The organism is Streptomyces sp. NPDC051822, assembly GCF_044452745.1.
In the GTDB taxonomy this organism is placed as follows: Bacteria; Actinomycetota; Actinomycetes; order Streptomycetales; family Streptomycetaceae; genus Streptomyces.
In genome coordinates, this window is the sequence record NZ_JBITBZ010000013.1 from 25,272 (window position 1) to 50,629 (window position 25,358).

The window sequence follows — 25,358 nt, forward strand, 5'->3', positions numbered from 1 at the left end:
GCGGGAATCCTGTGATATGTCCGGACTCTTTCATGCGAACCTGGACGAGTGGGGGAGCGACGCGCCCGTTGAGCGCATGAGCGGGCGAAGAGTTGAGCCGCCTCCACTCAGGTCTGTTGACGCACGCCGACCCTTCGTGCATCCTTGAGTCAGTTCCACTCAAGTACGTCAGTTGGAGGAATCGAAATGGCACGTGCGGTCGGCATCGACCTGGGCACGACTAACTCCGTCGTCAGCGTTCTGGAAGGCGGCGAGCCCACCGTCATCACCAACGCCGAGGGCGCCAGGACCACGCCGTCCGTCGTCGCCTTCGCGAAGAACGGCGAGGTGCTCGTCGGCGAGGTGGCCAAGCGCCAGGCCGTCACCAACGTCGACAGGACCATCCGGTCGGTCAAGCGCCACATGGGCACCGACTGGAAGATCGAGATCGACGGCAAGAACTTCAACCCGCAGCAGATGAGCGCCTTCATCCTGCAGAAGCTGAAGCGCGACGCCGAGGCGTACCTGGGCGAGAAGGTCGTCGACGCGGTCATCACCGTCCCGGCGTACTTCAACGACTCCGAGCGCCAGGCCACCAAGGAGGCCGGTGAGATCGCGGGCCTCAACGTCCTGCGCATCGTCAACGAGCCGACCGCGGCCGCCCTCGCGTACGGCCTCGACAAGGACGACCAGACGATCCTCGTCTTCGACCTCGGTGGCGGCACCTTCGACGTGTCCCTCCTGGAGATCGGCGACGGCGTCGTCGAGGTGAAGGCCACCAACGGTGACAACCACCTCGGTGGTGACGACTGGGACCAGCGCGTCGTCGACTACCTGGTGACGCAGTTCCAGAACGGCCACGGCGTCGACCTGGCCAAGGACAAGATGGCTCTCCAGCGTCTCCGCGAGGCCGCGGAGAAGGCGAAGATCGAGCTGTCGTCCTCGACCGAGACGTCGATCAACCTGCCCTACATCACGGCTTCCGCCGAGGGCCCGCTGCACCTGGACGAGAAGCTCACGCGCGCCCAGTTCCAGCAGCTGACCTCGGACCTGCTCGACCGCTGCAAGGTGCCGTTCCACAACGTCATCAAGGACGCGGGCATCAACCTCTCCGAGATCGACCACGTCGTTCTCGTCGGTGGTTCGACCCGTATGCCGGCCGTCGCCGAGCTCGTCAAGGAGCTGACCGGCGGTCAGGACGCCAACAAGGGCGTCAACCCGGACGAGGTCGTCGCCATCGGCGCCGCGCTCCAGGCCGGTGTCCTCAAGGGTGAGGTCAAGGACGTCCTGCTCCTCGACGTGACCCCGCTGTCCCTCGGCATCGAGACCAAGGGAGGGATCATGACCAAGCTCATCGAGCGCAACACCACGATCCCGACCAAGCGGTCCGAGATCTTCACGACGGCCGAGGACAACCAGCCGTCCGTGCAGATCCAGGTCTACCAGGGCGAGCGCGAGATCGCGGCGTACAACAAGAAGCTCGGCATGTTCGAGCTGACCGGCCTCCCGCCGGCCCCGCGTGGCGTCCCGCAGATCGAGGTCGCGTTCGACATCGACGCGAACGGCATCATGCACGTGACCGCGAAGGACCTGGGCACGGGCAAGGAGCAGAAGATGACCGTCACCGGCGGCTCCTCGCTGCCGAAGGACGAGGTCGACCGGATGCGCCAGGAGGCCGAGCAGTACGCGGACGAGGACCACCGCCGCCGCGAGGCCGCCGAGTCCCGCAACCAGGGCGAGCAGCTCGTCTACCAGACGGAGAAGTTCCTCAAGGACAACGAGGACAAGGTCCCCGGTGACGTCAAGGCCGAGGTCGAGGCCGCGCTCGTCGAGCTGAAGGAGAAGCTCAAGGGCGAGGACACCGCCGAGATCCGTACGGCCACCGAGAAGGTCGCGGCCGTCTCCCAGAAGCTCGGCCAGGCGCTGTACGCCGACGCCCAGGGCGCCCAGGCCGCCGGCGGCGACGCCGGTCAGGGCCAGGCCCAGGACGACGACGTCGTCGACGCCGAGATCATCGACGACGAGCCCAAGAAGGGTGGTCAGGCGTGACCGAGGAGACCCCGGGCTTCGAGGAGAAGCCCGACGTCCCCTCCGGCGCCACCCCTGACGACGCCGCCGAGGCCGCCGAGTCCTCCCAGGAGGACGCGACGGCCCCGGCCGGGGACGCAAGCAGCCAGAAGTCGGCCGGTACCGCGGGCCTCACCGCCCAGCTGGACCAGGTCCGTTCCGCGCTCGACGAGCGCACCGCGGACCTCCAGCGGCTCCAGGCCGAATACCAGAACTACCGCCGCCGCGTGGAGCGGGACCGGGTCACGGTCAAGGAGATCGCCGTCGCGACCCTCCTGTCCGAGCTCCTCCCCGTGCTCGACGACGTCGGCCGGGCCCGCGAGCACGGTGAGCTCGTGGGCGGGTTCAAGTCGGTGGCCGAATCGCTGGAGACCGTCGTCGCCAAGATGGGGCTCCAGCAGTTCGGCAAGGAGGGCGAGCCCTTCGACCCGACGATCCACGAGGCCCTGATGCACTCGTACGCGCCGGACGTCACCGAGACGACCTGCGTGGCGATCCTGCAGCCGGGGTATCGGATCGGCGAGCGGACCATCAGGCCCGCCCGGGTCGCGGTGGCCGAGCCGCAGCCGGGCGCCACGCCCGGTGCCGCGTCCGGCGCCAAGGAAGAGAAGTCGGCCGACGAGGAGAGCGGTGCCCCCGAAGAGGGGTGACGCAGTGATCGTCCGGAAGGAGGGACGTCGATGAGCACGAAGGACTTCGTCGAGAAGGACTACTACAAGGTTCTCGGCGTCCCCAAGGACGCCACCGAGGCCGAGATCAAGAAGGCGTACCGGAAACTCGCCCGCGAGAACCACCCGGACGCCAACAAGGGCGACGCCGGTGCCGAGGCGCGCTTCAAGGACATCTCCGAGGCCAACGACATCCTCGGGGACCCCAAGAAGCGCAAGGAGTACGACGACGCTCGCGCCCTCTTCGGGAACGGCGGCTTCAGGGCCGGTCCCGGCGGGGCGGGCGGCGGCTCGTTCAACTTCGACCTGGGCGACCTCTTCGGCGGCGCCCAGGGCGGCCCCGGTGGAGCCGGCGGCTTCGGCGGCGGCGGCATCGGGGACGTCTTCGGCGGCCTGTTCAACCGCGGGGCGGCCGGCGGCGCACGCACCCAGCCGCGCCGCGGCCAGGACATCGAGTCCGAGGTGACGCTCAGCTTCACCGAGGCCATCGAGGGCGCGACCGTACCGCTGCGGATGTCCAGCCAGCAGCCCTGCACGGCCTGTTCGGGCACCGGCGACAAGAACGGCACGCCCCGCGTGTGCCCGACCTGCGTCGGCACCGGGCAGGTCTCGCGCGGCAGCGGCGGCGGCTTCTCGCTCACCGACCCGTGCGTGGACTGCAAGGGCCGCGGCCTCATCGCCGAGAACCCCTGCGAGGTCTGCAAGGGCAGCGGCCGGGCCAAGTCCTCCCGCACCATGCAGGTCCGCATCCCGGCAGGCGTCAGCGACAACCAGAAGATCCGGCTGCGCGGCAAGGGAGCGCCGGGCGAGCGCGGCGGGCAGAACGGCGACCTGTACGTCGTCGTGCACGTCGACGACCACCCGGTCTTCGGCCGCAAGGACGACAACCTCACCGTGACGGTGCCGGTCTCCTTCACGGAGGCGGCGCTCGGCGGCGAGATCAAGGTGCCGACCCTCGGCGGCCCCGCGGTCACCCTCAAGCTGCCCGCGGGCACCCCGAACGGCCGGACCATGCGCGCCCGGGGCAAGGGCGCGGTCCGCAAGGACGGCACTCGCGGCGACCTCCTCGTGACGGTCGAGGTCGCGGTGCCGAAGGAGCTGGACGACAAGGCACGTGACGCCCTGGAGACCTACCGCGAGGCGACGGCCTCCGAGGACCCCCGGGCGGAGCTGTTCCAGGCCGCGAAGGGAGCGTGACCCGTGGACGGGCGCCGACGCAATCCGTACGAACTGACCGACGAGTCGCCGGTGTACGTCATCTCGGTGGCGGCCCAGCTCTCGGGTCTGCACCCGCAGACCCTTCGGCAGTACGACCGCCTCGGTCTGGTCTCCCCGGACCGTACGGCGGGCCGGGGCAGGCGCTACTCGGCCCGTGACATCGAGCTGCTCCGTCAGGTGCAGCAGCTGTCGCAGGACGAGGGCATCAACCTGGCGGGGATCAAGCGCATCATCGAGCTGGAGAACCAGGTCGCGGCGCTGCAGAGCCGGATCGCCGAGCTGTCGGCCGCGGTCGACGGCGCGGCGGCGGCGATGCGGCAGCGCGAGGCCCAGGTGCACGCCTCGTACCGGCGCGATCTCGTGCCGTACCAGGACGTGCAGCAGGCGAGCGCCCTCGTGGTGTGGCGCCCGAAGCGCGGCGAGTAGGCAAGCGGGCAGCACGCGTCAGGCCCCCTCCACGGCTGTGGAGGGGGCCTCACGCGTGTCCGGCCCCGGCTACGGGATCAGTTCGGCCACGATGTCGCCGACCGTCTCCCACCAGGGCGCGGCCCCCGTCCCGAACGCGGCGGCGAGCGCGGTGCCGAGGGCGTGGTCGAGCGGGGTGAGGTCCGCGCCGGGGGCCCAGTCGGCGTCCACGCGGCCGTCGCCGGCGGATTCCAGGGTGCCGAGCACCCGCCCGTCGCGGCTGAGCCGGCTGTCGACGTGGGAGCAGGGCATGAGCCGGTAGCGGACGCCGGCGACCCGCGCGTCCACGCGGTATGAGGAGCGCAGCAGCCGTCCGCGCGCGGGCCGGATCGTGGCGGGCTCCCCGTCGGCGCTGAGGGCCAGCAGGGCGGCCTTGCGGGTGCCGATGGGGGTGTGGGCGTCGGGGGCGGTCCCGGGGGCCCGTACGAGCTCCACGGTGGGCAGGCCGTGGCCGGAGACCCGGAGGGTTCCCGCGGGTCCGTCGAGATCGATCTGGATGTACACGGTGGTCAGGTCAGTCCTCGTCGGCTTGTTGAAGGATGCCCGACTGGGCGATGAGGTAGCCGAGCTGCGCCCGGCTGCCGCTGCCGAGGGCGGCGGCGAGCTTGGCGATGTGGGCGCGGCAGGTGCGGACGTTCATGCCGAGGCGGCGGGCGATGGCCTCGTCGACGTGGCCCTCGACGAGGAGCCGGGCGATGGTCCGCTGGACGCCGCCTATGCCGTCGGTCTTGATGTCGTACGGGATCTCCTCGCGGATCGGCACCGCGAGCTGCCAGAACTGGTCGAAGACGCCGCCGAGATAGGCGACCAGGCCCGGGTGGCGCAGTTCCAGGGCGACCTGGCGGTCGCTGCGGGCCGGGATGAAGGCGACCTCGCGGTCGACGATGATCAGCCGGTCGATGATCTCTTCGAGGGTTCGGACCTGGACCTCGGGGCCGACGTGCTCCAGGTAGGTCAGGGTCAGTTCGGTGTGGCGGGCCGTGTGCTGGTAGAGCGTGCGCATGCTGATGCCGCGGCCGAGGAGCGGCGAGACGCGGTCGAGGGCCTCCGTCAGGGCCTGCGCGGGGCGTCCGCCGCCGGGCTGCACGGTGAGCAGTTCGCTGCGGCAGTTGGCGACGACCCGGTCGAGGGTCGAGTTGATGCGGTCGATGCCCTCGAGGACGGTGATGGCGTGGGTGGTGGGGGAGTCGTGGGCGCCGATGGCCATGAACGGCTCGAACGCGTCGGAGAGGGCGACGGTGCGCCGGCGGCGGTCGAGTATCTCCCGCTCGATCGGCTGGAGGAGCTGGGCCAGGGCCGCCGACGGGGGAACCGGACGGAGCCACCGGGCGTCGTCCGGGTCGGGGTGCAGCAGCGACAGATCGAGGAGGCAGGGAGCCTCGACCGTCTCTGACCGGGCTATTCGTCCGGTCCGCAGGGCGGAGGCGTACAGCTCGGACCCCGCTTTGCAGAGTTCGGCATGCGAATGAGGGTGACCTGTCTCGTCCGCTTCTTTCCGCATATGTACACCCCCAGGCTCCTGCATCTCAGGAACATGATGCCTGGGTTTGGTGGTGCAGGTGCAGAGAGTAAGCCATCGTCTTAGTCGCGGGGGTTGGTAAAGAGACGTTGCCTTCAAGTGAGGTTGTTCGGTGATGATGAAGAAGCTCATACGCGCGGTGGCCGGACTCGCTCTTGTCGCGGCCGCAGCGGTGGGGGCCGTGGGCGTGACCCAGGACCCCGGTTGGCACACCGCGCCGGCCGAGGTGCAGGCCGCTCCGCTCGACCCGGGCTGGAGCGTGGCCCCCGCCGCGCAGCTCGCCGACCCGGGCTGGAGCACGGCCCCCGCGGAGGATCCCGGCTGGAGCGTGGCCCCCGCGCAGGATCCCGGCTGGAGCTAGAGGGGCGCATGAACGTACCCGATGACCCCAGGTTCCGCCGGGAGATGGCCTCGGCCTATCGCTCCGGCTGGCACTTCGTCGATCTCGCCACGGCCATCCCCCATCGTGGCGACTCGCTGAAGGTATCCCTCTTCGGGGAGCCGATCGTCGTGGCACGCGAGCAGGACGAGGACGTCCGCGCCTACCGCTGCCTCCGACGTCCCCGGGGCGCCCCACAGCCCATCCGCTGTGCCATCCGGTACGGCATGATCTTCGTCAACCTCGACCAGCGGGACCACCAGCTGATCGAACCCGAGACCATCACCGCCACCCCCCGCAGTGCCTGAGCGATTCCCCCGTCGTTGTAGATCGCTCAGGCACTTCCCCCACACAGCGGCGCCATCGCGGACCTGAAACGCGATGGTGCCGCTGTGCGTTCCCGTGCGCGTTCCGTGTGTGTGTCCGGACGCGCCTCAGGCGCGGCCCATCGCCCGGGTGAGGGCGATCTCGATGACGACCCGGTCCGGGTTCGGGGCCGGCGTACGCCCGTAGCGGTCCGCGTAGCGCCCGACGGCGTCCGCGACGACCTCCTCCTCCGTACGGATGCGGGCGATGCCCTCCAGGGTGGCCCAGCGCCCCTTGTCGACCTGGCAGACCGCGACCCGCGCGCCGTCCGCGCCCGCCGCCAGGACGTTGGCGACCTTCCGGCTGTGCTTGTTGGTGATCACGCGCGCGTACCCCTGCTCGGGGTCGTACGTGACGCCGACCGCGACGACGTGCGGCGTGCCGTCCGGACGCGGGGTGGTCAGGGTGCACATGTGGTACTCGCGCCAGAAGCTGAGGTACGAGTCGGAGGGGTTCCTCGGGTCTGTGGCCATGCCCGGAAACTACCCGGGGCGGGGTCCCCTCCGACACCTTGAGCCATAGCGACTCAACTTTGTGTACTCTGGAAGAGTCATAAGGAGAAGACCACCCACGACGTCCGAGGAGGAGCACCGCACGTGGACGCCGAACTGACCAACAGGAGCCGGGACGCGATCAACGCGGCGAGCAGCCGCGCCGTGTCCGAAGGGCACGCCGACCTGACCCCCGCCCACCTTCTCCTGGCACTTCTCGCGGGTCAGGAGAACGAGAACATCACCGACCTGCTCGCCGCCGTCGAGGCCGACCAGGCGGCCGTACGCGCGGGTGCGGAGCGGCTGCTCGCCGCCCTGCCGAGCGTCACCGGGTCCACGGTCGCGCCCCCGCAGCCCACCCGCGACTTCCTCGCGGTGATCGCCGACGCCGACCGGCAGGCCAAGGAGCTCGGCGACGACTACCTGTCCACCGAGCACCTCCTCATCGGGATCGCGGCCAAGGGCGGCCAGGCCGGTGAGATCCTCGGCAAGCAGGGCGCGAGCGCACCGAAGCTGCTCGACGCCTTCGAGAAGAGCAGGGGAGGACGCCGGGTGACCACACCCGACCCGGAGGGTCAGTACAAGGCGCTGGAGAAGTTCGGCACGGACTTCACCGCCGCCGCGCGCGAGGGCAAGCTCGACCCGGTCATCGGCCGGGACCACGAGATCCGGCGCGTCGTCCAGGTGCTGTCCCGCCGCACCAAGAACAACCCCGTCCTCATCGGCGAGCCCGGCGTCGGCAAGACCGCCGTCGTCGAGGGCCTCGCCCAGCGGATCGTCAAGGGCGACGTCCCCGAGTCGCTGAAGAACAAGCGGCTCGTCTCGCTCGACCTCGGCGCGATGGTCGCCGGAGCCAAGTACCGCGGCGAGTTCGAGGAGCGCCTCAAGACCGTCCTCTCCGAGATCAAGGAGAGCGACGGCCAGATCATCACCTTCATCGACGAGCTGCACACGGTCGTCGGCGCGGGCGCCGGCGGCGACTCCGCCATGGACGCGGGCAACATGCTCAAGCCCATGCTGGCCCGCGGCGAGCTGCGCATGGTCGGCGCGACCACCCTCGACGAGTACCGCGAGCGGATCGAGAAGGACCCCGCCCTGGAGCGCCGCTTCCAGCAGGTCCTGGTCGCCGAGCCGACCGTCGAGGACACCATCGCGATCCTCCGCGGCCTCAAGGGCCGGTACGAGGCCCACCACAAGGTGCAGATCAACGACTCCGCGCTGGTCGCCGCCGCGACCCTCTCCGACCGGTACATCACCTCCCGCTTCCTCCCCGACAAGGCCATCGACCTCGTCGACGAGGCCGCGTCCCGGCTCCGCATGGAGATCGACTCCTCGCCCGTCGAGATCGACGAGCTCCAGCGGTCCGTCGACCGGCTCCGCATGGAGGAGCTGGCCCTCAAGAACGAGACGGACCCGGCGAGCCGGCAGCGCCTGGAGAAGCTGCGCCGCGACCTCGCCGACCGCGAGGAGGAGCTGCGCGGCCTCACCGCCCGCTGGGAGAAGGAGAAGCAGTCCCTCAACCGGGTCGGCGAGCTGAAGGAACGCCTCGACGAGACCCGCGGCCGTGCCGAGCGCGCCCAGCGCGACGGCGACTTCGACACCGCCTCCAAGCTGCTGTACGGGGAGATCCCGGCCCTGGAGCGGGAGCTGGAGGAGGCGAGCGAGGCCGAGGCCCAGCAGGAGTCCAGCAAGGACACCATGGTCAAGGAGGAGGTCGGCCCCGACGACATCGCGGACGTGGTCGGCGCCTGGACCGGCATCCCCGCAGGACGCCTCCTGGAGGGCGAGACGCAGAAGCTGCTCCGCATGGAGGACGAGCTCGGCAAGCGGCTGATCGGCCAGTCCGAGGCCGTGCAGGCGGTCTCCGACGCCGTGCGCAGGACCCGCGCGGGCATCGCCGACCCCGACCGGCCCACCGGCTCCTTCCTCTTCCTCGGCCCGACCGGTGTCGGCAAGACCGAGCTGGCGAAGGCGCTCGCGGACTTCCTCTTCGACGACGAGCGGGCCATGATCCGCATCGACATGTCGGAGTACGGAGAGAAGCACAGCGTCGCCCGCCTGGTCGGCGCGCCTCCCGGCTACGTCGGCTACGAGGAGGGCGGCCAGCTCACGGAGGCGGTCCGCCGCCGCCCGTACAGCGTGGTGCTGCTCGACGAGGTGGAGAAGGCCCATCCGGAGGTCTTCGACATCCTGCTCCAGGTCCTCGACGACGGCCGTCTCACCGACGGCCAGGGCCGGACGGTGGATTTCCGCAACACGATCCTGATCCTGACGTCCAACCTCGGCAGCCAGTACCTGGTCGAGCCGATGACCCCGGAGGACGTCAAGAAGCAGCAGGTCCTGGAGGTCGTCAGGGCCAGTTTCAAGCCGGAGTTCCTCAACCGGCTCGACGACCTGGTGGTCTTCTCGGCCCTCGACCGGGCCGAGCTGAGCCGGATCGCCCGGCTCCAGATCGACCGGCTCGCGAAGCGGCTCGCCGAGCGGCGGCTCACCCTGGACGTCACCCCGGCGGCCCTGGAGTGGCTCGCCGAGGAGGGCAACGACCCCGCGTACGGTGCCCGGCCGCTGCGCCGTCTGATCCAGACGGCGATCGGCGACCGGCTCGCGAAGGAGATCCTCGCGGGTGAGATCGTGGACGGAGACACGGTCCGGGTCGACCGGTTCGAGGACGGCCTGATCGTGGGTCCGGCCAGGTAGCCCCCTTTTCTCCCCCATGTGCACGAGTTCTTGTCAGCCCGCAGCGGATCGCGGGAGGTGGGACTTGCCACGTACCGCCCGGCATGGGGGAGGATGGCGAGCATCCGTACGAAGGGAAATACACGGTGAGCATCGACCCGTCCTCGATTCCGAATTTCGGGGGCCAGCCCCAGCCTCAGGCCGCAGGACCGGCGGGCCCCGTCGTCCCCGACCAGGACCTCGTCAAGCAGCTCCTCGACCAGATGGAACTGAAGTACGTCATCGACGACGAGGGTGACCTCGCCGCGCCGTGGGAGGAATTCCGCACGTACTTCATGTTCCGCGGCGAGGACGAGCAGCAGGTCTTCTCGGTGCGGACGTTCTACGACCGCCCGCACTCCGCCGACGACCGCGCCAAGGTCCTCGACGCGATCGACGACTGGAACCGCCGCACCCTGTGGCCCAAGGTCTACACGCACCTGCACGAGGAGGAGGACGGCTCCGCCACCCTCCGTCTCATCGGTGAGGCCCAGATGCTGATCGGCACCGGCGTCGCCCTGGAGCACTTCGTGTCCTCCACGGTCAGCTGGGTCCGCGCCTCCATCGAGTTCGACAAGTGGGTCGTCGAGCAGTTCGGCCTGGAGACCCCCGAGCAGAAGGCGGGCGACGAGGAGGCCTGAGCCGCCTCGTCCGCACCGTCACGAGAGCCCGGCCCCCCTTCCGAGGGGTGGCCGGGCTCTCGTGTCGTTCCGGGGCGTCTCAGGCGAGCCGCTTGAGCCGGGAGACGGCCTCCTCCAGGACCTCGGTCTTCTTGCAGAAGGCGAAGCGGACGAAGGGGGCGCCGGCCTCGCGGTGGTCGTAGAAGACGGCGTTCGGGATGGCGACGACACCGGCGCGCTCCGGCAGCGAGCGGCAGAAGGCGAAGCCGTCCCCGTCGCCGAGCGGCCGGATGTCGGTGGTGACGAAGTACGTGCCCGCCGGCCGGTAGACCTCGAAGCCGGCCTGCGCGAGGCCCTCGCTCAGCAGGTCCCGCTTGGCCTGGAGGTCGGCGCGGAGGGTGTCGAAGTACGTGGCGGGGAGGCGGAGCGCCTCGGCGATCGCGTACTGGAACGGCCCCGAGGACACGTACGTGAGGAACTGCTTGGCCGAGCGGACGGCGGAGGTCAGCTCGGGGCTCGCGGTGATCCAGCCGACCTTCCAGCCGGTGAACGAGAAGGTCTTGCCGGCGGAGCCGATTGTGACCGTGCGCTCCCGCATGCCGGGGAGGCTCGCGATCGGCACGTGTTCGGCGCCGTCGAAGACCAGGTGCTCGTACACCTCGTCGGTGACGACCAGCAGGTCCCGCTCGATCGCGAGCTCGGCGACGGCGGTCAGCTCCGCCCGGGTGAGGACGGTGCCGGTGGGGTTGTGCGGGGTGTTGAGGAGGATGAGGCGGGTCCGGTCGGTGACGGCGGCGCGCAGCTCGTCCAGGTCGAGGACGTAGCGTCGATCAGCGGCTCCGCCGCGGACGCCCTCGTGGGGGCGCAGGGTGACGGGGACCCTGGTCCCGCCGGCCATCGCCACGCAGGCGGCGTACGAGTCGTAGTACGGCTCCAGGGCGACGACCTCGTCGCCCGGCTCGACCAGGGCGAGCAGGGCCGCGGCGATGGCCTCGGTGGCGCCCGCGGTGACGAGGACCTCGGCGTCCGGGTCGTACACCAGGCCGTACCGCTCCCGCTGGTGGTCGGCGATCGCCGAGCGCAGCTCGGGGACGCCGGGTCCCGGCGGGTACTGGTTGCCGCGGCCGTCCCGCAGCGCGCGGACCGCGGCCTCCCGGATCTCCTCGGGGCCGTCGGTGTCGGGGAAGCCCTGGCCGAGGTTGATCGCCCCGGTCCTGGCGGCGAGCGCGGACATCTCGGCGAAGATGGTCGTCCCGAACTCGGCGAGGCGGCGGTTGAGCGGCGGTCGTGTCATGACGGCCATCCTGGAGCCAAGCTCTGGAGTTGCTCAAGTGCGCTTTGGCGTTCGGGCGCGGCGGGGATCGCCCTGGCATGAACATCGCACTCTTCATCCTCGGGATCGCGTTCGTGATCGCGGTCGTGGTGTCGGTCGTCGCGTACTCGCTCAGGGGAACGGCGCGGGTGAGCCGGGGCGGCGACAGCTGGTGGGCCGGGACGGACACGTCGTCGTCCTCCTCGTCCACCACCTCCTGCTCGTCGTCCTCGTCCTCCTCGGACTCCTCCACCTCCTCCTCGACGTTCTCGTGTTCGAGCTCCTCCTCCTGCTCGTCGTCGTCGAGCTGTTCCAGCTCCTCGTCCTCGTGCAGCTGAAGCTCTGGACTCGCTCAAGTCGGCTTTGACGGGGTGTCGGACCGGGCATCCCCCTCGCACAGAAGAACGGGGGTCGTACAGATGGAATTCATCGTCATCGGCATCGTGGTGGCGGCCGTGGTCGTCATCGGCATCTCCTCCACCGTCCGCAACCGACGCGGCAGCAGGCGGGTCACCAGGTGGAGCGGTGGCCGGTCGGGCAGCGGCAGCAGCAGCACCTGGGCCGACGGCGGGGGCGGCAGCTCCTGCGGGGGCGGCAGCTCCAGCTGCGGTGGCGGGGGTGGCGGCTGCGGCGGCGGCAGCAGCTGAACGTGCGGAGCGGGCAGGGTGGGCTGCCCGCTCAGCACATGACGTGGGCAGTTCGCGCGTACCTGTCGATCGATTCTGATTGAACAATTGAACTGTGGGGTCCCCGAAGGGGTTGGAAAACACAGCAAGTTGGGTAAAAACGCTGCGAGTCGTCCGGCGTCCGTGGTTCTCTCGCTCCTGACAGAGACAGCCCTCGGACCGTGTGTGGACCCGAGCCGGCGATTCCCCACTCCCGTTGAACCCTTCTCCGGGGCGCCCCCGGCCCACCCGTCAAACCGTGTTTGCGGAGCCGACCCATGCTCACCACCCTGAAAACCTCATACACCGACACGCGTGCGGCCGATCTGGCCTGGGCCCTGGGGCGTGACCCGCTCCCGGCCCTCGCCGTGCTCGACCTCGAACTCGCAGGTGCACGCCTTCAGTTGAGGCTGCTCGGCGCCTCCCACCAGGTTCTCCTGGAAGAGGAGGGCGGCAGTTGCTCGGAGACCGTCGCCTGCATGCCCGGCAGCAGTACCCCGCTCCCGCTCGGCGTCTCCAAGCGCGTCGGCGAATGGGAGTACGAATTCGCCGCACGCGTCGAGACGCTCTCGCACGGCTCCTTCGCGGGCCGTGCGCAGGAGTTGCTCGCACTCGTCGCGGACCACCCCAACGGACTCGCGGGGACCTTCCCCGGCTCCCCGCACGCCTTCACGGCGATGCTGGCGCAGCGCCACGAGGGCCAGGTGCGCTGGCGCACCTGGCACGCCTACCCCCAGGAAGGGCAGTTGGTGGTCACCAGGACACGTATCGGCGCACGTATGCCTGCAACGCTCTGATACGCCCTCCCGGAGCCTCAGGTGCACTCGTGTGGGTGACAAGGGGTGGACGGGGCGTGACGTAGCGTTACGTTCATGATCGAGCCGACCGTGACCATGCCACCCAAGAGGGTCCGGCGGGCGCCCGTGCGGCGGCCCGAGCCGCCGCACGGCACGACGGTGCGGTTCCCGGTGCTCGCCGTGGTCTTCGTCTGCGCCGCCTGTGGTCTGGTGTACGAACTCGAACTGGTCGCGCTCGCCTCCTACCTGATCGGCGACTCGGTCACCCAGGCCTCCGTCGTGCTCTCCGTGATGGTCTTCGCCATGGGCGTGGGCTCACTCCTCGCCAAGCGGCTGCGCTGCCGTGCCGCCGTCGGCTTCGGCCTGGTCGAGGCCGGGCTCGCGCTCATCGGCGGCTGCTCGGCGATGGTGCTGTACGCGGCCTTCGCCTGGCTCGGCGAATCGCGGTACGTCGTCGTGGCGTTCTCGCTCGCCATCGGGGTGCTCATCGGCGCGGAGATCCCGCTCCTCATGGCGCTCATACAGCGGGCCGCCGGGCCTGCCGGCGCCGGTTCCGGTTCCGATCCCGGTTCCGGTTCCGGTTCCGCTTCCCGCGCGGGCAGCTCCCGTCGTGCGGGCCGTTCCGGCCGTACGGGCGGCTCCGCCCGCTCCGGCCGGCAGGCCCCGCTCGGGGAGCGGGACGACGACGCCGCGGGAACGGTCGCCGACCTGTTCGCCGCCGACTACGTCGGCGCGCTGGTCGGCGGTCTCGCCTTCCCCTTCCTGCTGCTGCCCTGGCTCGGCCAGCTCACCGGCGCCCTCGTCACCGGCGCGGTGAACGTCGTGGCGGGCGGCGGCCTCGTCCTCTGGGTGTTCCGCCGCGACCTGACGGCCCGCTCCAGGGCCCTGCTCGTGGCCGTCAACGTGTCGGTCCTCGCCGTCCTCGCCACGGCGACGATGCTCGTCGACGACTTCGAACAGGCCGCGCGCCGGGCCGTGTACGGGGAGCGGGTGCGGGTCGCCGTCCAGACCGAGCTGCAGGAGGTGGTGGTGACGGGAGGCGTCGAGGGCCCGCCCGACCTGTTCCTCGACGGGCGCCTCCGGGTCGCGGGACAGGACGAGTACCGCTACCACGAGGCCCTCGTCCACCCCGCGATGAACGGCCCGCACGCGCGCGTGCTGATCGTCGGAGGCGGGGACGGCATGGCCGCCCGCGAAGTGCTGCGCTACCCGGGGGCCCGCGCCGTCACCGTCGTCGAACTCGACCCCGGGGTCGTCGGCCTCGCCCGTACGGACCCGGCGCTCGCCAGGCTCAACGCACAGGCGTTCAGGGACCCCCGCGTCCGGGTGGTCCACGCGGACGCGTTCCACTGGCTCAGGGGCGCCGCTTCGCAGGTGCAGGAACGGTACGACGTGGTGATCTCCGATCTGCCCGACCCCGGGATCACCCCCAGCACCAAGTTGTACTCACAGGAGTTCTACGGGCTCGTGGCCCGGGTCCTCACCCCCTCCGGCCGGTTCGCCGTGCACGCCGGGTCCGTCGCCGACCGGCCCCGCACCTACTGGACCGTCGACGCCACCCTGCGCGCGGCCGGCTTCGCGACCCGCCCGTACAGCGCGAGCGGCCGCACCCCGGGCTTCGCCGCGGGGCCCGACCGCGCCGACCGCTCCGGCGGTACGGGGCAGGGGCCCGCCGACTGGGGATTCCTCCTCGCCGTCCAGGGCGGCCGGCCGCCCGCCCTCGGCCTCGCCGCCGACGCGCCCCGGCTGCGCTCGCTCGGCGCAGGGACCCTGGAGACCGCGGCGCGCCGCGCCGAACGCGGCCGGGGTGACGAGCTGCCGCCGTCGACCCTGGTGCACCCGCGGTACGGCGGCTGAGGCGGACGGCGGGCCGGGGCGGGCCGGTGCCGAACAGGCGACGCCGCGCCCCGGCCTGAGTAGGCTCGGCTTCCATGGAGCATGAGGTGTTCGTTCCCGTTTCGGCCGAGGTCCTGCGCGCGACGCTCACGGACCCTGGCCGGGTGGTGCGCTGCGTCCCCGGCCTCCAGCAGGACGCGGACGCGGAGGCGGGCCCCCTCGCGGGCCGGCTCAAGGTGCGGGTCGGCGGCAACACCATCACCTACCGGGGCGCCCTGAAGGTCGTCGAGCGGGACGGTGCCATCACCTACGAGGGCCAGGGCAGCGAGGCACGGGGCAAGGGTTCGGCGGAGCTGTCGCTCACGGTCGTCCTCACTCCGGTGGCCGAGGGCACGAGCCTGAGCTTCACCGGCGCCCTCACCGCGACCGGCCGGCTCGCCGAGGCGCCGGAAGAGGCGCGTGCGTCGGCAGGCACACGGCTCCTCGACAAGTTCGTGGAGGCCCTGGCCGACCTCGCGGAGGCGGACGCGGAGGCGGACTCGGAGGCAGAGACAGCGGCCGATGCCGAAGACGAGCTGGGGACGACCGACGCCGAGACCGATGACGACGGGGTCGACGACGGCGTGGAGGAGCCCCGTCCCGGTTCGGTCTTCGACGCGCCCGTCCCGCCGTCCTCCCTCGACCCCCTCCAGGACGAGGACGAGGACGAGGACGAGAGCGTGACCGCGGGCGGTCTGGGCGAGGGACTGGGCGACATCCCCATCGCGTTCCCCGCCCCGCAGCCCGCCGTCGAGGCCGCCCACGCCCGCCGGACGATGATCGGCCGGAGCGCCGAGGAGGTCGACCACGCCCCTCCGCGCGGCCGGTACGCCCCCGTTCCCGCCCCCGAGCCGTCGAGCGCCGGTGCCACCCTGCGCTGGATCGCGCCGGCCGCGGCCCTCGCGCTCGCCTCCGCCGTCGTCGTCGGCAGGGCGCTGCGCCGCCGCCGCTGACCGTGCCCTCGAACGTCGCCCCGAGCGTGCTCCGTGGGGCCGGGAGCGTTCGGGGGGCCGCACGATTAAGGTCGGGGCGTGAGCATGCAGACGCGACTGACGGCGGGCGACGCCGAGTTGACCATCAGCCCCGAGAACGGCTGCCGGATCGAGAGCCTGCGGATCGGCGGCATCGAGCTGCTGCGCCAGGGCGAACGGTTCGGGAGCTTCCCGATGGTGCCCTGGTGCGGGCGCACCGAGAAGGGCATCTTCCGCAACGGGGCCACCACCCATCAGCTGCCGGTCAACGCGGCCCCGCACGCCATCCACGGCACCGTCCGGGACGTCCCCTGGAAGACCGCCCGGGTCTCCGCGACCGAGGCCGTCTTCACCTGCGAGCTCGGGGACCCGTGGCCGTACACCGGCAAGGTCACCCAGGTCTTCGAGCTGGCCGAGGACTCCCTCACCCTGCGCTTCGGGGTGGAGACGTACGACGCGTCCTTCCCGGCGCAGGCCGGCTGGCACCCCTGGTTCCTGCGGAACCTCGGCAAGGGCGGCCAGGACGTGCGGCTCGACTTCACCGCCGCCTGGCAGGAGGAGCGCGGCGACGACCATCTCCCCACCGGCCGCCGGATCGACCCCCTGCCCGGCCCCTGGGACGACTGCTTCGGCATGCCCGACGGAGTCGACGTCACCCTCACCTGGCCGGAGGAGCTGGAGCTGAAGGTCGCCGGCCGCACCGAGTGGGTCGTGATCTACGACGAGCCCGAGGACGCCGTCTGCGTGGAGCCGCAGTCCGGCCCGCCGAACGGCCTCAACACCCACCCGCGCCTGGTCACCCCGATCGACCCGCTGGAGATCGAATCCACCTGGAGCTGGCGGCGGCTGTGAGCGGACTCCGCCAGGACCTGTCCAGTGGACAGGACCTAAGCTGCTGACCATGACTGACGTACGCGCTGAGCTGCTCCAGCAGATCAAGGACAAGGCCGTGGTGCACGGCAAGGTGACCCTCTCCTCGGGTCTGGAAGCCGACTACTACATCGACCTGCGCCGGATCACGCTGGACGGCGAGGCCGCGCCGATGGTCGGGCAGGTCATGCTCGACCTCACCGCCGACCTGGACTTCGACTGTGTCGGTGGCCTCACCCTGGGCGCCGACCCGGTCGCGACCTCGATGCTGCACGCCTCCGCCGCGCGCGGACAGCGCCTCGACGCCTTCGTGGTGCGGAAGGCGCAGAAGGCCCACGGCATGCAGCGCCGGATCGAGGGCACGGACGTCAAGGGCCGTCGCTGCCTCGTGGTCGAGGACACCTCGACCACCGGCGGTTCGCCGCTGACCGCGGTCGAGGCAGTCCGTGAGGCCGGTGGCGAGGTCGTCGCCGTGGCCACGATCGTGGACCGGGGCGCCGCCGACGCCATCGCAGGGGCGGGGCTCACGTACCTCACCGGCTACCAGCTGACCGATCTCGAACTGGCGTAACCGCCGCGAAGTCGTGACTTAGGTCCCGGACCCCGTGGGGAACGGTTCTGACCTGCATTTTTGGCAAGGGGCGGAGTGTTTCACGTGAAACACTCCGCCCCTTGTCGTGCCGTGCCCGTGGGAGCCCGGACAAGAGTCTGGAAGGATGGGCGGCGACGATGACGTCGCCCCCAGGTCAGGGACAGCAACGCACACACCCCGCACATCACAAGGAGCGGACGAATGCCCATCGCAACCCCCGAGGTCTACAACGAGATGCTCGACCGGGCGAAGGCAGGCAAGTTCGCCTACCCGGCCATCAACGTGACTTCGTCCCAGACCCTGCACGCCGCCCTGCGCGGCTTCGCTGAGGCCGAGAGCGACGGCATCATCCAGATCTCGACCGGCGGAGCCGAGTTCCTGGGCGGCCAGTACAACAAGGACATGGTCACGGGCGCCGTTGCCCTGGCCGAGTTCGCGCACATCGTCGCCGCGAAGTACGACATCACGGTCGCGCTGCACACCGACCACTGCCCGAAGGACAAGCTGGACGGCTACGTCCGCCCGCTGCTCGAGGTCTCCGCCGAGCGCGTCAAGGCCGGCCGCAACCCGCTGTTCCAGTCGCACATGTGGGACGGCTCCGCCGAGACCCTCGCCGACAACCTGGCCATCGGCCAGGAACTGCTCGCGAAGGCCGCCGCCGCCAAGATCATCCTTGAGGTCGAGATCACCCCGACCGGCGGCGAGGAGGACGGCGTCAGCCACGAGATCAACGACGAGCTGTACACCACCGTCGACGACGCCCTCCGCACCGCCGAGGCCCTCGGCCTGGGCGAGAAGGGCCGCTACCTGCTCGCCGCCTCCTTCGGCAACGTGCACGGCGTCTACAAGCCGGGCAACGTCGTGCTCCGCCCCGAGCTGCTCAAGGACCTCCAGGCGGGCGTCGCCGAGAAGTACGGCAAGGCCTCCCCGTTCGACTTCGTCTTCCACGGCGGCTCGGGCTCCACGGCCGAGGAGATCGCCACCGCGCTGGAGAACGGCGTCGTGAAGATGAACCTCGACACCGACACCCAGTACGCCTTCACGCGTCCGGTGGCGAACCACATGTTCAAGAACTACGACGGTGTCCTGAAGGTCGACGGCGAGGTCGGCATCAAGTCGACCTACGACCCGCGCACCTGGGGCAAGCTGGCCGAGGCCGGCATGGCCGTCCGCGTGACCGAGGCGTGCGCGGCGCTGCGCTCGACCGGCACGAAGCTGAAGTAGGCACGATGAGCGAAGGGCCCGGCACCCCGTGGGGTGCCGGGCCCTTCGCGCGTCCACGGACAAGGGAAGGGGCGGGAAGCGCCTGATGTACGACTTCGACCACGAGATAGACCGGCACGGAACCTGGTCGGTGCAGTGGGACGGGATCGCGGACCGCTTCGGCGTCCCCGATCTGCTGCCCTTCACCATCTCCGACATGGACTTCGCCTCCCCGCCGGAGGTGCTCGCCGCCCTGCGTGAGCGCGTCGACCACGGGGTGTTCGGCTACACCGACTGGCGGCTCGGCGAGTTCCGGGACGCGATCCGGCACTGGTACGCGAGCCGGTACGCCACCGAGATCGACGCCGAGTCACTGGTGTACGCGCCCTCGGTGCTCAACCAGCTCTCCCAGCTCCTGCGGATGTGGACGGAACCCGGCGACGGCGTCGTCGTGCACACCCCCACGTACGACGGCTTCCGCAAGGCCGTCACCGGGCTCGGGCGCGAGCTGCGGGGCGTCCCGCTCGGGGACCTCGACGCCCTCGAACGGGAGCTGGCCCGGCCGGACAGCCGGATGCTGCTGCTCTGCTCGCCGCACAACCCGACCGGACGGGTGTGGACGGAGGAGGAGCTCACCGCCTTCGCCCGGCTGGCCGAGCGCCACGGCGCGGCCGTCGTCAGCGACGAGATACACGCCGACCTGACCACGGAGGGACACCGCCACATCCCGTGGACCCGGATCGCGGAGCCCGGCCGGGGCCGCCGGTGGGCCCTGGTCACCTCGGGCACGAAGGCCTTCAACTTCCCGGCGCTCTCCGGCTCGTACGGGATGATCGGCGACCCGGACGAGCGCACCGCCTTCATCCGGCGGATGGAGACCGGAGAGGGCCTCGCCTCGCCCGCCGTCCTCTCCCTGACCGCGCACATCGCCGCGTACCGGCGGGGCGCGCCCTGGCTCGACGAGCTGCGCGCATACGTGGCGGGCACGATGGGAGTCATCCGGGAGCGCCTCGCGAAGGGCCTTCCCGAGGTCGACTGGACGCCCCCGCAGGCCGGCTATCTGGCCTGGATCGACCTGCGGTCGCTCGGCATCGAGGAGACGCGGCTCCAGGAGGAGCTGGTGTCCGTGGAGAAGGTCGCGATCATGCCGGGCGGGGTGTACGGGACACCCGGGTTCGTCCGGCTGAACGTGGGCTGCCCGCGGGAGAAGGCCGAGCGGGGCGTGGACGCGCTGGTCCGGGCGGCGGCCCGGTTGCGCCGCGGCTGACCGTGGATACCGGGTGACCATGACGATGACCCGCGACACCTGGGTGACCGCGGACTTCGCCGGTGACATCCGCTCCGGAGCCGCCCCGTCCGCCGTCTCATTCCGGCGGGCGGGGCTTCGGCGTTCGCGGGACCATGCTGGCATGAGTGAGCAGGACGTGCGGATGGCTTCGGGGACCGGTCGATGGATCTTGCTGACGACCGTCCTCGGGTCCGGGATGGCGCTGCTCGACTCGACCGTCGTCAACGTCGCCCTCCCGCACATCGGCGAGGACCTCGACGCCGACCTCGGCGCGCTCCAGTGGACGGTCAACGCCTACATGCTCACCCTGGCGGGGCTGATCCTGCTCGGCGGGTCGCTCGGCGACCGGTACGGCCGGCGCCGGGTCTTCGTGGTCGGCGTCGTGTGGTTCGCGGTCGCCTCGCTGCTGTGCGGGCTCGCACCGAACGCCGGGGTCCTGATCGCCGCCCGCGCCCTCCAGGGCGTGGGCGGGGCGCTGCTCACGCCCGGGTCGCTCGCGCTGATCCAGGCGAGCTTCCACGCGGACGACCGGGCGAAGGCGGTCGGCCTCTGGTCCGGCTTCGGCGGGGTGGGCGCGGCGATCGGGCCGTTCGTGGGCGGCTGGCTGGTCGACGGGCCGGGCTGGCGGTGGGTGTTCTTCCTGAACGTGCCGCTCGCCGCCCTCTGCGTGCCGGTCGCCCTGCGGCACGTGCCGGAGTCGCGGGACGAGACCGCGCGGGGCCGCTTCGACGTGCTCGGCGCGGTCCTGGGCGCGGCGGCGCTCGGCCTGGTGACGTACGGGCTGATCGGCGAGGTCTGGTGGGCGGGGGTGGCGGGCCTGGTGGTCGGGGCCGGGTTCGTCGCGGTGGAGCGGCGGCGCCGCGAGTCGGCGATGGTGCCGCCGTCGATCTTCGCCTCCCGGACCTTCACGGCGGTCAACCTGGTGACCCTGTGCGTGTACGCGGCTTTCGGCGGCTTCTTCTTCCTCGCGGCCCTCCAGCTCCAGGTGGTGTCCGGCTACTCGGCCCTCGGCGCCGGTACGGCCCTGCTGCCGACGACCGTCCTGATGCTGCTGCTCTCGGCGAAGTCGGGGGAGCTGGGGGAGCGGATCGGCCCACGGATCCCGCTCACCGTGGGGCCGCTGCTGTGCGCCGCGGGCATGCTCCTGATGCTGCGGGTGGGTGAGGACGCCTCGTACGTACAAGACGTGCTGCCCGCCCTCCTGGTGCTCGGGATCGGTATGACGGCCCTGGTCGCGCCGCTGACCGCGACCGTCCTGGCCTCGGTGGACGTGTCCAGGGCGGGTCTCGCGAGCGGCATCAACAACGCGGCGGCGCGGGCGGCCGGGCTGCTCGCGGTGGCGGCGCTGCCGATGCTGGCCGGGATGGGGCCGGAGTCGTACCGCTCGGCGGAGGAGTTCGGGGAGACGTTCCGGCGGGCGATGCCGATGTGCGCGGGGATCCTGGTGGTCGGGGCGGTGCTGGCCTGGACGACGCTGCGGGCCCCGGGCGCGCGGGCGGACTGCCATCCCGAGTGCCGGGTGCACTGCGGGGTGACGTCGCCGCCGCTCGACCCGGGGGAGCGGGAGCGCCCGGGACCCGCGGGCTGAGGCAGACTGGGGCCCATGGCCATGCATGAGAACCTCCTGGGGGGACCGGCCCCCACCCACCTGCCCGACGATCCGGGTCCGCGCGAGCTGCTCGCGAACGGTACGGCTCCGGCGGAGGTCGCCGGTAAGTACCCGACGTCCTCGCTCGCCTGGGCCCAGCTCGCCGACGACGCGTACGAGCGCGGCTCGGTCGTCGAGTCGTACGCCTACGCCCGCACCGGCTACCACCGCGGTCTCGACGCGCTGCGCCGCAACGGCTGGAAGGGCCACGGCCCCGTGCCGTGGGAGCACGAGCCGAACCGTGGCTTCCTCCGCGCCCTGCACGCGCTCGCCCGCGCGGCGGGCGAGATCGGCGAGAAGGACGAGTACGAGCGCTGCACGACCTTCCTGCGGGACTCCTCGGAGACGGCGGCCGAGACGCTCGGCTGACGTTCCCCGCCACCGGTCGAGCACCCTTTCCCCCTCGCGCGGGGGAAAGGGTGTTCGATGCGGCCGGTACGATCCGGGAGACCGCAGGACCGAGGGGGGAGTCTGTCGTGGGCAAACGTGCCGTACCCGCAGGACGACGACGCACGAGGAAGAGGCGCAGGACCGGCCCCCGGCTCGTGCTGCCGACGCTGGCCCTGATGACGGTCGCGCTCGGCACCGGTGTCGCCCTGGCCCACTTCAACGGCCCGCCGGCGGACGCCCCGACGGCCGCGGCCCCCTTAAGCCCGCAGGACCCCACGGCCGAGCCCCCGGCGGCGACGACCGCCGCGCCCGCGCCCCGGCCCACGACGGCGAAACCGAAGCCGAAACCCACGCCGTCGGCGAGACCGAAGGCCACGGCCGCCCCGAAGGTGACCACCCCGAAGACCGCCACCGTGCCGCAGACCGGCGCCGGGACCTTCACCACCGCGCAGGCCTCGGGCGATCCCGTCGGCGACAGCGGTGTCCTGCGCCGCTACCGGGTCCAGGTCGAGGAAGGCATCGACCTCTCGGCCCGCGAGGCGGCCGTCGAGATCCAGCGGATCCTGGCCCATCCGCGCAGCTGGGCGGCGCACGACAGGGGCCGCTTCCAGCTGGTCTCGGAGAACGCGGACTTCGTCATCCGCATCGCCACCCCGGACACGGCGGACGCGCTCTGCGCCCGGCAGGGCCTGAACACCCGCGGCGAACTGAACTGCGAGACCGTCGACGGCGTCGTGGTGAACCTCAAGCGGTGGATGCTCGGCTCGCCCACCTTCGCGGGGCCGCCCGCGGAGTACCGGCACCTGATCATCAACCACGAGGTCGGGCACGAGATCGGCATCCGGACGCACATGGGCTGCCCGGGTCCGGGCAAGCTCGCCCCCGCGATGATGCAGCAGATCAAGGGCCTGAACGGCTGCAGGTCGAACGCTTATCCGTATGACGAAGACGGGAGCTACATCACCGGCCCGATCGTGTCATGATGCGTTTGGGACGACGCGCGACGAAGCGTGCCTCCCGAGGGGACCGGGGCTCCCGTGCCACACGGAACGACGTGGACGCGGTGGAGCAGACCGCTACCCGGTAGTTCGTATCGAGGAGACAGAAATGTCCACCTTCCCCGATGCCGGAGCCGGTTCGGTCGACCCGAACCTCGACTTCGCGGGTACCACGCCGTACGAGGACTACGTCCAGGCGGACGTCCTCACCCACCTCCAGCACCTCCGCTCGGACGACCCCGGCGAGATGGTCTTCCTGGTCACCACCCAGGTCATGGAGCTGTGGTTCACGGTCATCGTCCACGAGTGGGAGACCGCGAGCCGCGCCCTGCGCGAGGACCGCGTCCCCGTCGCCATGGACGCGCTCAAGCGCTCCGTGCGCGAGCTGGAGGCCCTCAACCACTCCTGGCGGCCGCTCGCCCAGCTCACCCCCGCCCAGTTCAACGCCTACCGGTCCGCGCTCGGCGAGGGCTCCGGCTTCCAGTCCGCGATGTACCGGCGGATGGAGTTCCTGCTCGGCGACAAGTCCGCGTCCATGCTCGTCCCGCACCGGGGCGCACCCCGCGTCCACGCCGAGCTGGAGAAGGCGCTCCACGAGCCCAGCCTGTACGACGAGGTCCTCGCGCTGCTCGCCCGCCGTGGCCTGCCCGTGCCGCAGAGCGTCCTCGGCCGTGACCTGGCGCAGCGGTACGAGCCCTCTCCCGAGGTCGAGGCGGTCTGGGCGGGGATCTACGCGGACGCCGACCAGAATAACGAGCTCGTCCGGCTCGGCGAGGCCCTCAGCGACGTCGCCGAACTCGTGTGGCGATGGCGCAACGACCACCTGGTGGCGACCCGGCGCGCGATGGGCGCGAAGACCGGCACCGGCGGTTCCGCCGGTGTGGCCTGGCTGGAGAAGCGGGCCCAGAAGAACGTGTTCCCCGAGCTGTGGACGGCGCGCAGCCATGTCTGACCGCCTCGGTGACCGTCTCGCCGGCCGTGGCGACGGCCGGCTGAAGGACATGCTCAAGGGCCGCCTCAAGGACCGCCTCGCGGACCGCCTCAAGGAACGGGCCCTGGAGCTCGACGCGGCCGACGGCCTCGCCGGGCACCGCGAGAAGTTCGCCCTCGACAAGGAGACCGTCTACCTCGACGGCAACTCCCTCGGCGCGCTGCCCGCCCACGTCCCCGCCCGCATGGCCGACGTCATCACCCGCCAGTGGGGCGAGCTGCGCATCCGCTCCTGGGACGAGTCCGGCTGGTGGACCGCGCCCGAGCGGATCGGCGACCGGATCGCGCCGATCGTCGGCGCCGCCCCGGGCCAGATCGTGGTCGGCGACTCGACCAGCGTGAACGTCTTCAAGGCGGTCGTCGCGGCGGCCCGCCTGAACGGCGACGACCGCGACGAGATCCTCGTCGACGCGACGACCTTTCCCACGGACGGGTACATCGCGGCGTCGGCGGCCCGGATGACGGGCCACGAGATCGTGGCCTGCGACCCGGCCGACATGGCGGACGCGGTGAGCGACCGCACGGCGCTCGCGCTCGTCAACCACGTCGACTACCGCACCGGACGGCTCCAGGACCTGCCCGGACTCACCGCCGCGCTCCACGCGGCGGGCGCGCTCGCCGTCTGGGACCTGTGCCACAGCGCGGGCGCCCTGCCCGTCGGCCTGGACGCGCACGGCGTCGACCTGGCCGTCGGCTGCACGTACAAGTACCTGAACGGCGGCCCCGGTTCGCCCGCCTACCTGTACGTCGCCGAGCGCCACCAGGCCGCCTTCGACTCGCCCCTGCCGGGCTGGAACTCGCACACGGACCCGTTCGCGATGACCCCCGGCTACGAGGCGGGCGCGGGAGCCGTACGCGGCCGGGTCGGAACACCCGACATCCTCTCCATGCTGGCCCTCGAAGCGGCGCTCGACGTCTGGGACGGGGTCGCCGTCGAGGACGTGCGCGCCAAGTCCCTCGCGCTGACGGACTTCTTCCTGGAGTGCGTACGGGCCTACGTGCCCGAGGGCCGCGTCGAGTCCGTGACGCCCGAGGAACACGGCGAGCGCGGCAGCCAGGCCGCGCTGCGCTGCGCCGAGGCCCCGGCCGTGATGGCGGAGCTGATCCGGCGCGGCGTCGTGGGGGACCTGCGCCGCCCGGACATCCTGCGGTTCGGCTTCACGCCGCTGTACGTCGGCTTCGCGGACGCGGAGCGCGCGGCGCGGACCCTCGCGGACGTCCTGACCGACCTCCCCTGAGGCCGTACGGTCCGATGATCGCCTGATCTGCGGG

At 71.4% G+C, this 25,358-nt stretch carries 26 protein-coding genes; 22 read left to right on the forward strand and 4 right to left on the reverse strand.

The window, feature by feature from the left end:
- The first annotated feature begins 186 nt into the window (after positions 1 to 186).
- Genes dnaK through ACIA8N_RS31090 form a run of 4 tightly spaced genes read left to right on the forward strand, consistent with a single transcriptional unit; the run spans position 187 to position 4,358 of the window.
- The gene (gene dnaK / locus ACIA8N_RS31075) at positions 187 to 2,028 is read left to right on the forward strand and encodes a molecular chaperone DnaK (protein ID WP_365781777.1); all 1,842 of its coding nucleotides are present in this window, start codon (positions 187 to 189) and stop codon (positions 2,026 to 2,028) included.
- Positions 2,025 to 2,696 (forward strand): nucleotide exchange factor GrpE, encoded by a 672-nt coding sequence (gene grpE, locus ACIA8N_RS31080; protein WP_365781779.1) that lies wholly within the window; start codon positions 2,025 to 2,027, stop codon positions 2,694 to 2,696. Before dnaK ends, grpE begins: the two co-directional genes overlap by 4 nt.
- Positions 2,697 to 2,726: 30 nt before the next feature.
- Entirely contained in the window at positions 2,727 to 3,911 is a 1,185-nt protein-coding gene (gene dnaJ, locus ACIA8N_RS31085) for a molecular chaperone DnaJ (RefSeq protein WP_365781781.1), read from the forward strand.
- A gap of 3 nt (positions 3,912 to 3,914) precedes the next feature.
- The gene (locus ACIA8N_RS31090) at positions 3,915 to 4,358 is read left to right on the forward strand and encodes a heat shock protein transcriptional repressor HspR (protein WP_015034631.1); all 444 of its coding nucleotides are present in this window, start codon (positions 3,915 to 3,917) and stop codon (positions 4,356 to 4,358) included.
- Between the two features lie 69 nt (positions 4,359 to 4,427).
- On the opposite strand, the gene ACIA8N_RS31095 is transcribed toward ACIA8N_RS31090, so the two are convergent.
- Both ACIA8N_RS31095 and ACIA8N_RS31100 read right to left on the reverse strand, forming a co-directional pair.
- Positions 4,428 to 4,901 carry a hypothetical protein gene (locus ACIA8N_RS31095; protein WP_365781783.1) on the reverse strand — a complete coding sequence of 158 codons (474 nt, stop codon included), beginning with the start codon at positions 4,899 to 4,901 and terminating at the stop codon, positions 4,428 to 4,430.
- A gap of 10 nt (positions 4,902 to 4,911) precedes the next feature.
- Complete coding sequence (locus ACIA8N_RS31100) at positions 4,912 to 5,898, reverse strand: helix-turn-helix transcriptional regulator (protein ID WP_365781785.1); 987 nt, start codon at positions 5,896 to 5,898, stop codon at positions 4,912 to 4,914.
- Positions 5,899 to 6,034: 136 nt separating this feature from the next.
- On the opposite strand from ACIA8N_RS31100, the gene ACIA8N_RS31105 reads away from it, so the two are divergent.
- Both ACIA8N_RS31105 and ACIA8N_RS31110 read left to right on the forward strand, forming a co-directional pair.
- The gene (locus ACIA8N_RS31105) at positions 6,035 to 6,277 is read left to right on the forward strand and encodes a hypothetical protein (RefSeq protein WP_365781787.1); all 243 of its coding nucleotides are present in this window, start codon (positions 6,035 to 6,037) and stop codon (positions 6,275 to 6,277) included.
- A gap of 8 nt (positions 6,278 to 6,285) precedes the next feature.
- Positions 6,286 to 6,603 (forward strand): hypothetical protein, encoded by a 318-nt coding sequence (locus tag ACIA8N_RS31110; protein WP_030209904.1) that lies wholly within the window; start codon positions 6,286 to 6,288, stop codon positions 6,601 to 6,603.
- Between the two features lie 126 nt (positions 6,604 to 6,729).
- On the opposite strand, the gene ACIA8N_RS31115 is transcribed toward ACIA8N_RS31110, so the two are convergent.
- Positions 6,730 to 7,134 (reverse strand): pyridoxamine 5'-phosphate oxidase family protein, encoded by a 405-nt coding sequence (locus ACIA8N_RS31115; protein ID WP_030553183.1) that lies wholly within the window; start codon positions 7,132 to 7,134, stop codon positions 6,730 to 6,732.
- Between the two features lie 123 nt (positions 7,135 to 7,257).
- Between ACIA8N_RS31115 and clpB the strand changes: the two genes are divergently transcribed.
- Both clpB and ACIA8N_RS31125 read left to right on the forward strand, forming a co-directional pair.
- Positions 7,258 to 9,849: an ATP-dependent chaperone ClpB gene (clpB, locus tag ACIA8N_RS31120; RefSeq protein WP_365781789.1), complete on the forward strand. Its 2,592-nt coding sequence runs from the start codon at positions 7,258 to 7,260 to the stop codon at positions 9,847 to 9,849.
- Between the two features lie 125 nt (positions 9,850 to 9,974).
- Positions 9,975 to 10,508, forward strand: a complete 534-nt coding sequence (locus ACIA8N_RS31125) for a YbjN domain-containing protein (RefSeq protein ID WP_030209899.1) — start codon at positions 9,975 to 9,977, stop codon at positions 10,506 to 10,508.
- A 79-nt stretch (positions 10,509 to 10,587) separates the two neighbouring features.
- Here ACIA8N_RS31125 and ACIA8N_RS31130 read toward each other — a convergent pair whose 3' ends face one another.
- Positions 10,588 to 11,781: a pyridoxal phosphate-dependent aminotransferase gene (locus tag ACIA8N_RS31130; RefSeq protein WP_365781791.1), complete on the reverse strand. Its 1,194-nt coding sequence runs from the start codon at positions 11,779 to 11,781 to the stop codon at positions 10,588 to 10,590.
- A gap of 190 nt (positions 11,782 to 11,971) precedes the next feature.
- Here ACIA8N_RS31130 and ACIA8N_RS31135 point away from each other — a divergent pair, with 190 nt between their 5' ends.
- From ACIA8N_RS31135 to kynU, 14 genes are all read left to right on the forward strand, one after another.
- Complete coding sequence (locus ACIA8N_RS31135) at positions 11,972 to 12,166, forward strand: hypothetical protein (RefSeq protein ID WP_365781793.1); 195 nt, start codon at positions 11,972 to 11,974, stop codon at positions 12,164 to 12,166.
- A 52-nt stretch (positions 12,167 to 12,218) separates the two neighbouring features.
- The gene (locus ACIA8N_RS31140) at positions 12,219 to 12,446 is read left to right on the forward strand and encodes a hypothetical protein (protein WP_365781795.1); all 228 of its coding nucleotides are present in this window, start codon (positions 12,219 to 12,221) and stop codon (positions 12,444 to 12,446) included.
- Between the two features lie 296 nt (positions 12,447 to 12,742).
- The gene (locus ACIA8N_RS31145) at positions 12,743 to 13,261 is read left to right on the forward strand and encodes a DUF2617 family protein (protein WP_365781797.1); all 519 of its coding nucleotides are present in this window, start codon (positions 12,743 to 12,745) and stop codon (positions 13,259 to 13,261) included.
- Between the two features lie 96 nt (positions 13,262 to 13,357).
- Positions 13,358 to 15,118, forward strand: a complete 1,761-nt coding sequence (locus ACIA8N_RS31150) for a spermidine synthase (protein WP_399416849.1) — start codon at positions 13,358 to 13,360, stop codon at positions 15,116 to 15,118.
- Positions 15,119 to 15,192: 74 nt separating this feature from the next.
- The gene (locus tag ACIA8N_RS31155; RefSeq protein WP_365781801.1) at positions 15,193 to 16,089 is read left to right on the forward strand and encodes an SRPBCC family protein; all 897 of its coding nucleotides are present in this window, start codon (positions 15,193 to 15,195) and stop codon (positions 16,087 to 16,089) included.
- 84 nt (positions 16,090 to 16,173) lie between these two features.
- Entirely contained in the window at positions 16,174 to 16,959 is a 786-nt protein-coding gene (locus tag ACIA8N_RS31160; protein ID WP_365782021.1) for an aldose 1-epimerase, read from the forward strand.
- Between the two features lie 49 nt (positions 16,960 to 17,008).
- Positions 17,009 to 17,548 carry an orotate phosphoribosyltransferase gene (gene pyrE, locus ACIA8N_RS31165; RefSeq protein WP_030209870.1) on the forward strand — a complete coding sequence of 180 codons (540 nt, stop codon included), beginning with the start codon at positions 17,009 to 17,011 and terminating at the stop codon, positions 17,546 to 17,548.
- A gap of 222 nt (positions 17,549 to 17,770) precedes the next feature.
- Positions 17,771 to 18,793, forward strand: coding sequence for a class II fructose-bisphosphate aldolase (gene fbaA, locus ACIA8N_RS31170; RefSeq protein WP_030553166.1), 1,023 nt, complete (start codon positions 17,771 to 17,773; stop codon positions 18,791 to 18,793).
- An 85-nt stretch (positions 18,794 to 18,878) separates the two neighbouring features.
- Positions 18,879 to 20,039 carry a MalY/PatB family protein gene (locus ACIA8N_RS31175; protein ID WP_365781804.1) on the forward strand — a complete coding sequence of 387 codons (1,161 nt, stop codon included), beginning with the start codon at positions 18,879 to 18,881 and terminating at the stop codon, positions 20,037 to 20,039.
- A 142-nt stretch (positions 20,040 to 20,181) separates the two neighbouring features.
- On the forward strand, positions 20,182 to 21,648 hold the full coding sequence (locus tag ACIA8N_RS31180) for an MFS transporter (RefSeq protein ID WP_365781806.1): 1,467 nt from the start codon (positions 20,182 to 20,184) through the stop codon (positions 21,646 to 21,648).
- Positions 21,649 to 21,663: 15 nt separating this feature from the next.
- Positions 21,664 to 22,077: a DUF3151 domain-containing protein gene (locus tag ACIA8N_RS31185; RefSeq protein WP_030209858.1), complete on the forward strand. Its 414-nt coding sequence runs from the start codon at positions 21,664 to 21,666 to the stop codon at positions 22,075 to 22,077.
- Between the two features lie 107 nt (positions 22,078 to 22,184).
- On the forward strand, positions 22,185 to 23,081 hold the full coding sequence (locus ACIA8N_RS31190) for a DUF3152 domain-containing protein (protein ID WP_365781809.1): 897 nt from the start codon (positions 22,185 to 22,187) through the stop codon (positions 23,079 to 23,081).
- Between the two features lie 124 nt (positions 23,082 to 23,205).
- Positions 23,206 to 24,048: a tryptophan 2,3-dioxygenase gene (locus tag ACIA8N_RS31195; RefSeq protein WP_365781811.1), complete on the forward strand. Its 843-nt coding sequence runs from the start codon at positions 23,206 to 23,208 to the stop codon at positions 24,046 to 24,048.
- A gap of 49 nt (positions 24,049 to 24,097) precedes the next feature.
- Complete coding sequence (gene kynU / locus ACIA8N_RS31200) at positions 24,098 to 25,324, forward strand: kynureninase (RefSeq protein ID WP_365782023.1); 1,227 nt, start codon at positions 24,098 to 24,100, stop codon at positions 25,322 to 25,324.
- Positions 25,325 to 25,358 lie beyond the last annotated feature (34 nt).

What these genes read in the sequence shown, in the direction of transcription:
- ACIA8N_RS31160 (WP_365782021.1), top strand. Translation starts at nt 16,174, where the DNA reads ATGCAGACGCGACTGACGGCGGGCGACGCCGAGTTGACCATCAGCCCC.
- ACIA8N_RS31100 (WP_365781785.1), bottom strand. Translation starts at nt 5,898, where the DNA reads ATGCGGAAAGAAGCGGACGAGACAGGTCACCCTCATTCGCATGCCGAA.
- ACIA8N_RS31150 (WP_399416849.1), top strand. Translation starts at nt 13,358, where the DNA reads ATGCCACCCAAGAGGGTCCGGCGGGCGCCCGTGCGGCGGCCCGAGCCG.
- ACIA8N_RS31110 (WP_030209904.1), top strand. Translation starts at nt 6,286, where the DNA reads ATGAACGTACCCGATGACCCCAGGTTCCGCCGGGAGATGGCCTCGGCC.
- ACIA8N_RS31130 (WP_365781791.1), bottom strand. Translation starts at nt 11,781, where the DNA reads ATGACACGACCGCCGCTCAACCGCCGCCTCGCCGAGTTCGGGACGACC.
- ACIA8N_RS31185 (WP_030209858.1), top strand. Translation starts at nt 21,664, where the DNA reads ATGGCCATGCATGAGAACCTCCTGGGGGGACCGGCCCCCACCCACCTG.
- ACIA8N_RS31180 (WP_365781806.1), top strand. Translation starts at nt 20,182, where the DNA reads ATGAGTGAGCAGGACGTGCGGATGGCTTCGGGGACCGGTCGATGGATC.
- pyrE (WP_030209870.1), top strand. Translation starts at nt 17,009, where the DNA reads ATGACTGACGTACGCGCTGAGCTGCTCCAGCAGATCAAGGACAAGGCC.
- dnaJ (WP_365781781.1), top strand. Translation starts at nt 2,727, where the DNA reads ATGAGCACGAAGGACTTCGTCGAGAAGGACTACTACAAGGTTCTCGGC.
- ACIA8N_RS31175 (WP_365781804.1), top strand. Translation starts at nt 18,879, where the DNA reads ATGTACGACTTCGACCACGAGATAGACCGGCACGGAACCTGGTCGGTG.
- ACIA8N_RS31145 (WP_365781797.1), top strand. Translation starts at nt 12,743, where the DNA reads ATGCTCACCACCCTGAAAACCTCATACACCGACACGCGTGCGGCCGAT.
- ACIA8N_RS31155 (WP_365781801.1), top strand. Translation starts at nt 15,193, where the DNA reads ATGGAGCATGAGGTGTTCGTTCCCGTTTCGGCCGAGGTCCTGCGCGCG.
- kynU (WP_365782023.1), top strand. Translation starts at nt 24,098, where the DNA reads ATGCTCAAGGGCCGCCTCAAGGACCGCCTCGCGGACCGCCTCAAGGAA.
- ACIA8N_RS31115 (WP_030553183.1), bottom strand. Translation starts at nt 7,134, where the DNA reads ATGGCCACAGACCCGAGGAACCCCTCCGACTCGTACCTCAGCTTCTGG.
- ACIA8N_RS31195 (WP_365781811.1), top strand. Translation starts at nt 23,206, where the DNA reads ATGTCCACCTTCCCCGATGCCGGAGCCGGTTCGGTCGACCCGAACCTC.
- fbaA (WP_030553166.1), top strand. Translation starts at nt 17,771, where the DNA reads ATGCCCATCGCAACCCCCGAGGTCTACAACGAGATGCTCGACCGGGCG.
- ACIA8N_RS31105 (WP_365781787.1), top strand. Translation starts at nt 6,035, where the DNA reads ATGAAGAAGCTCATACGCGCGGTGGCCGGACTCGCTCTTGTCGCGGCC.
- ACIA8N_RS31140 (WP_365781795.1), top strand. Translation starts at nt 12,219, where the DNA reads ATGGAATTCATCGTCATCGGCATCGTGGTGGCGGCCGTGGTCGTCATC.
- dnaK (WP_365781777.1), top strand. Translation starts at nt 187, where the DNA reads ATGGCACGTGCGGTCGGCATCGACCTGGGCACGACTAACTCCGTCGTC.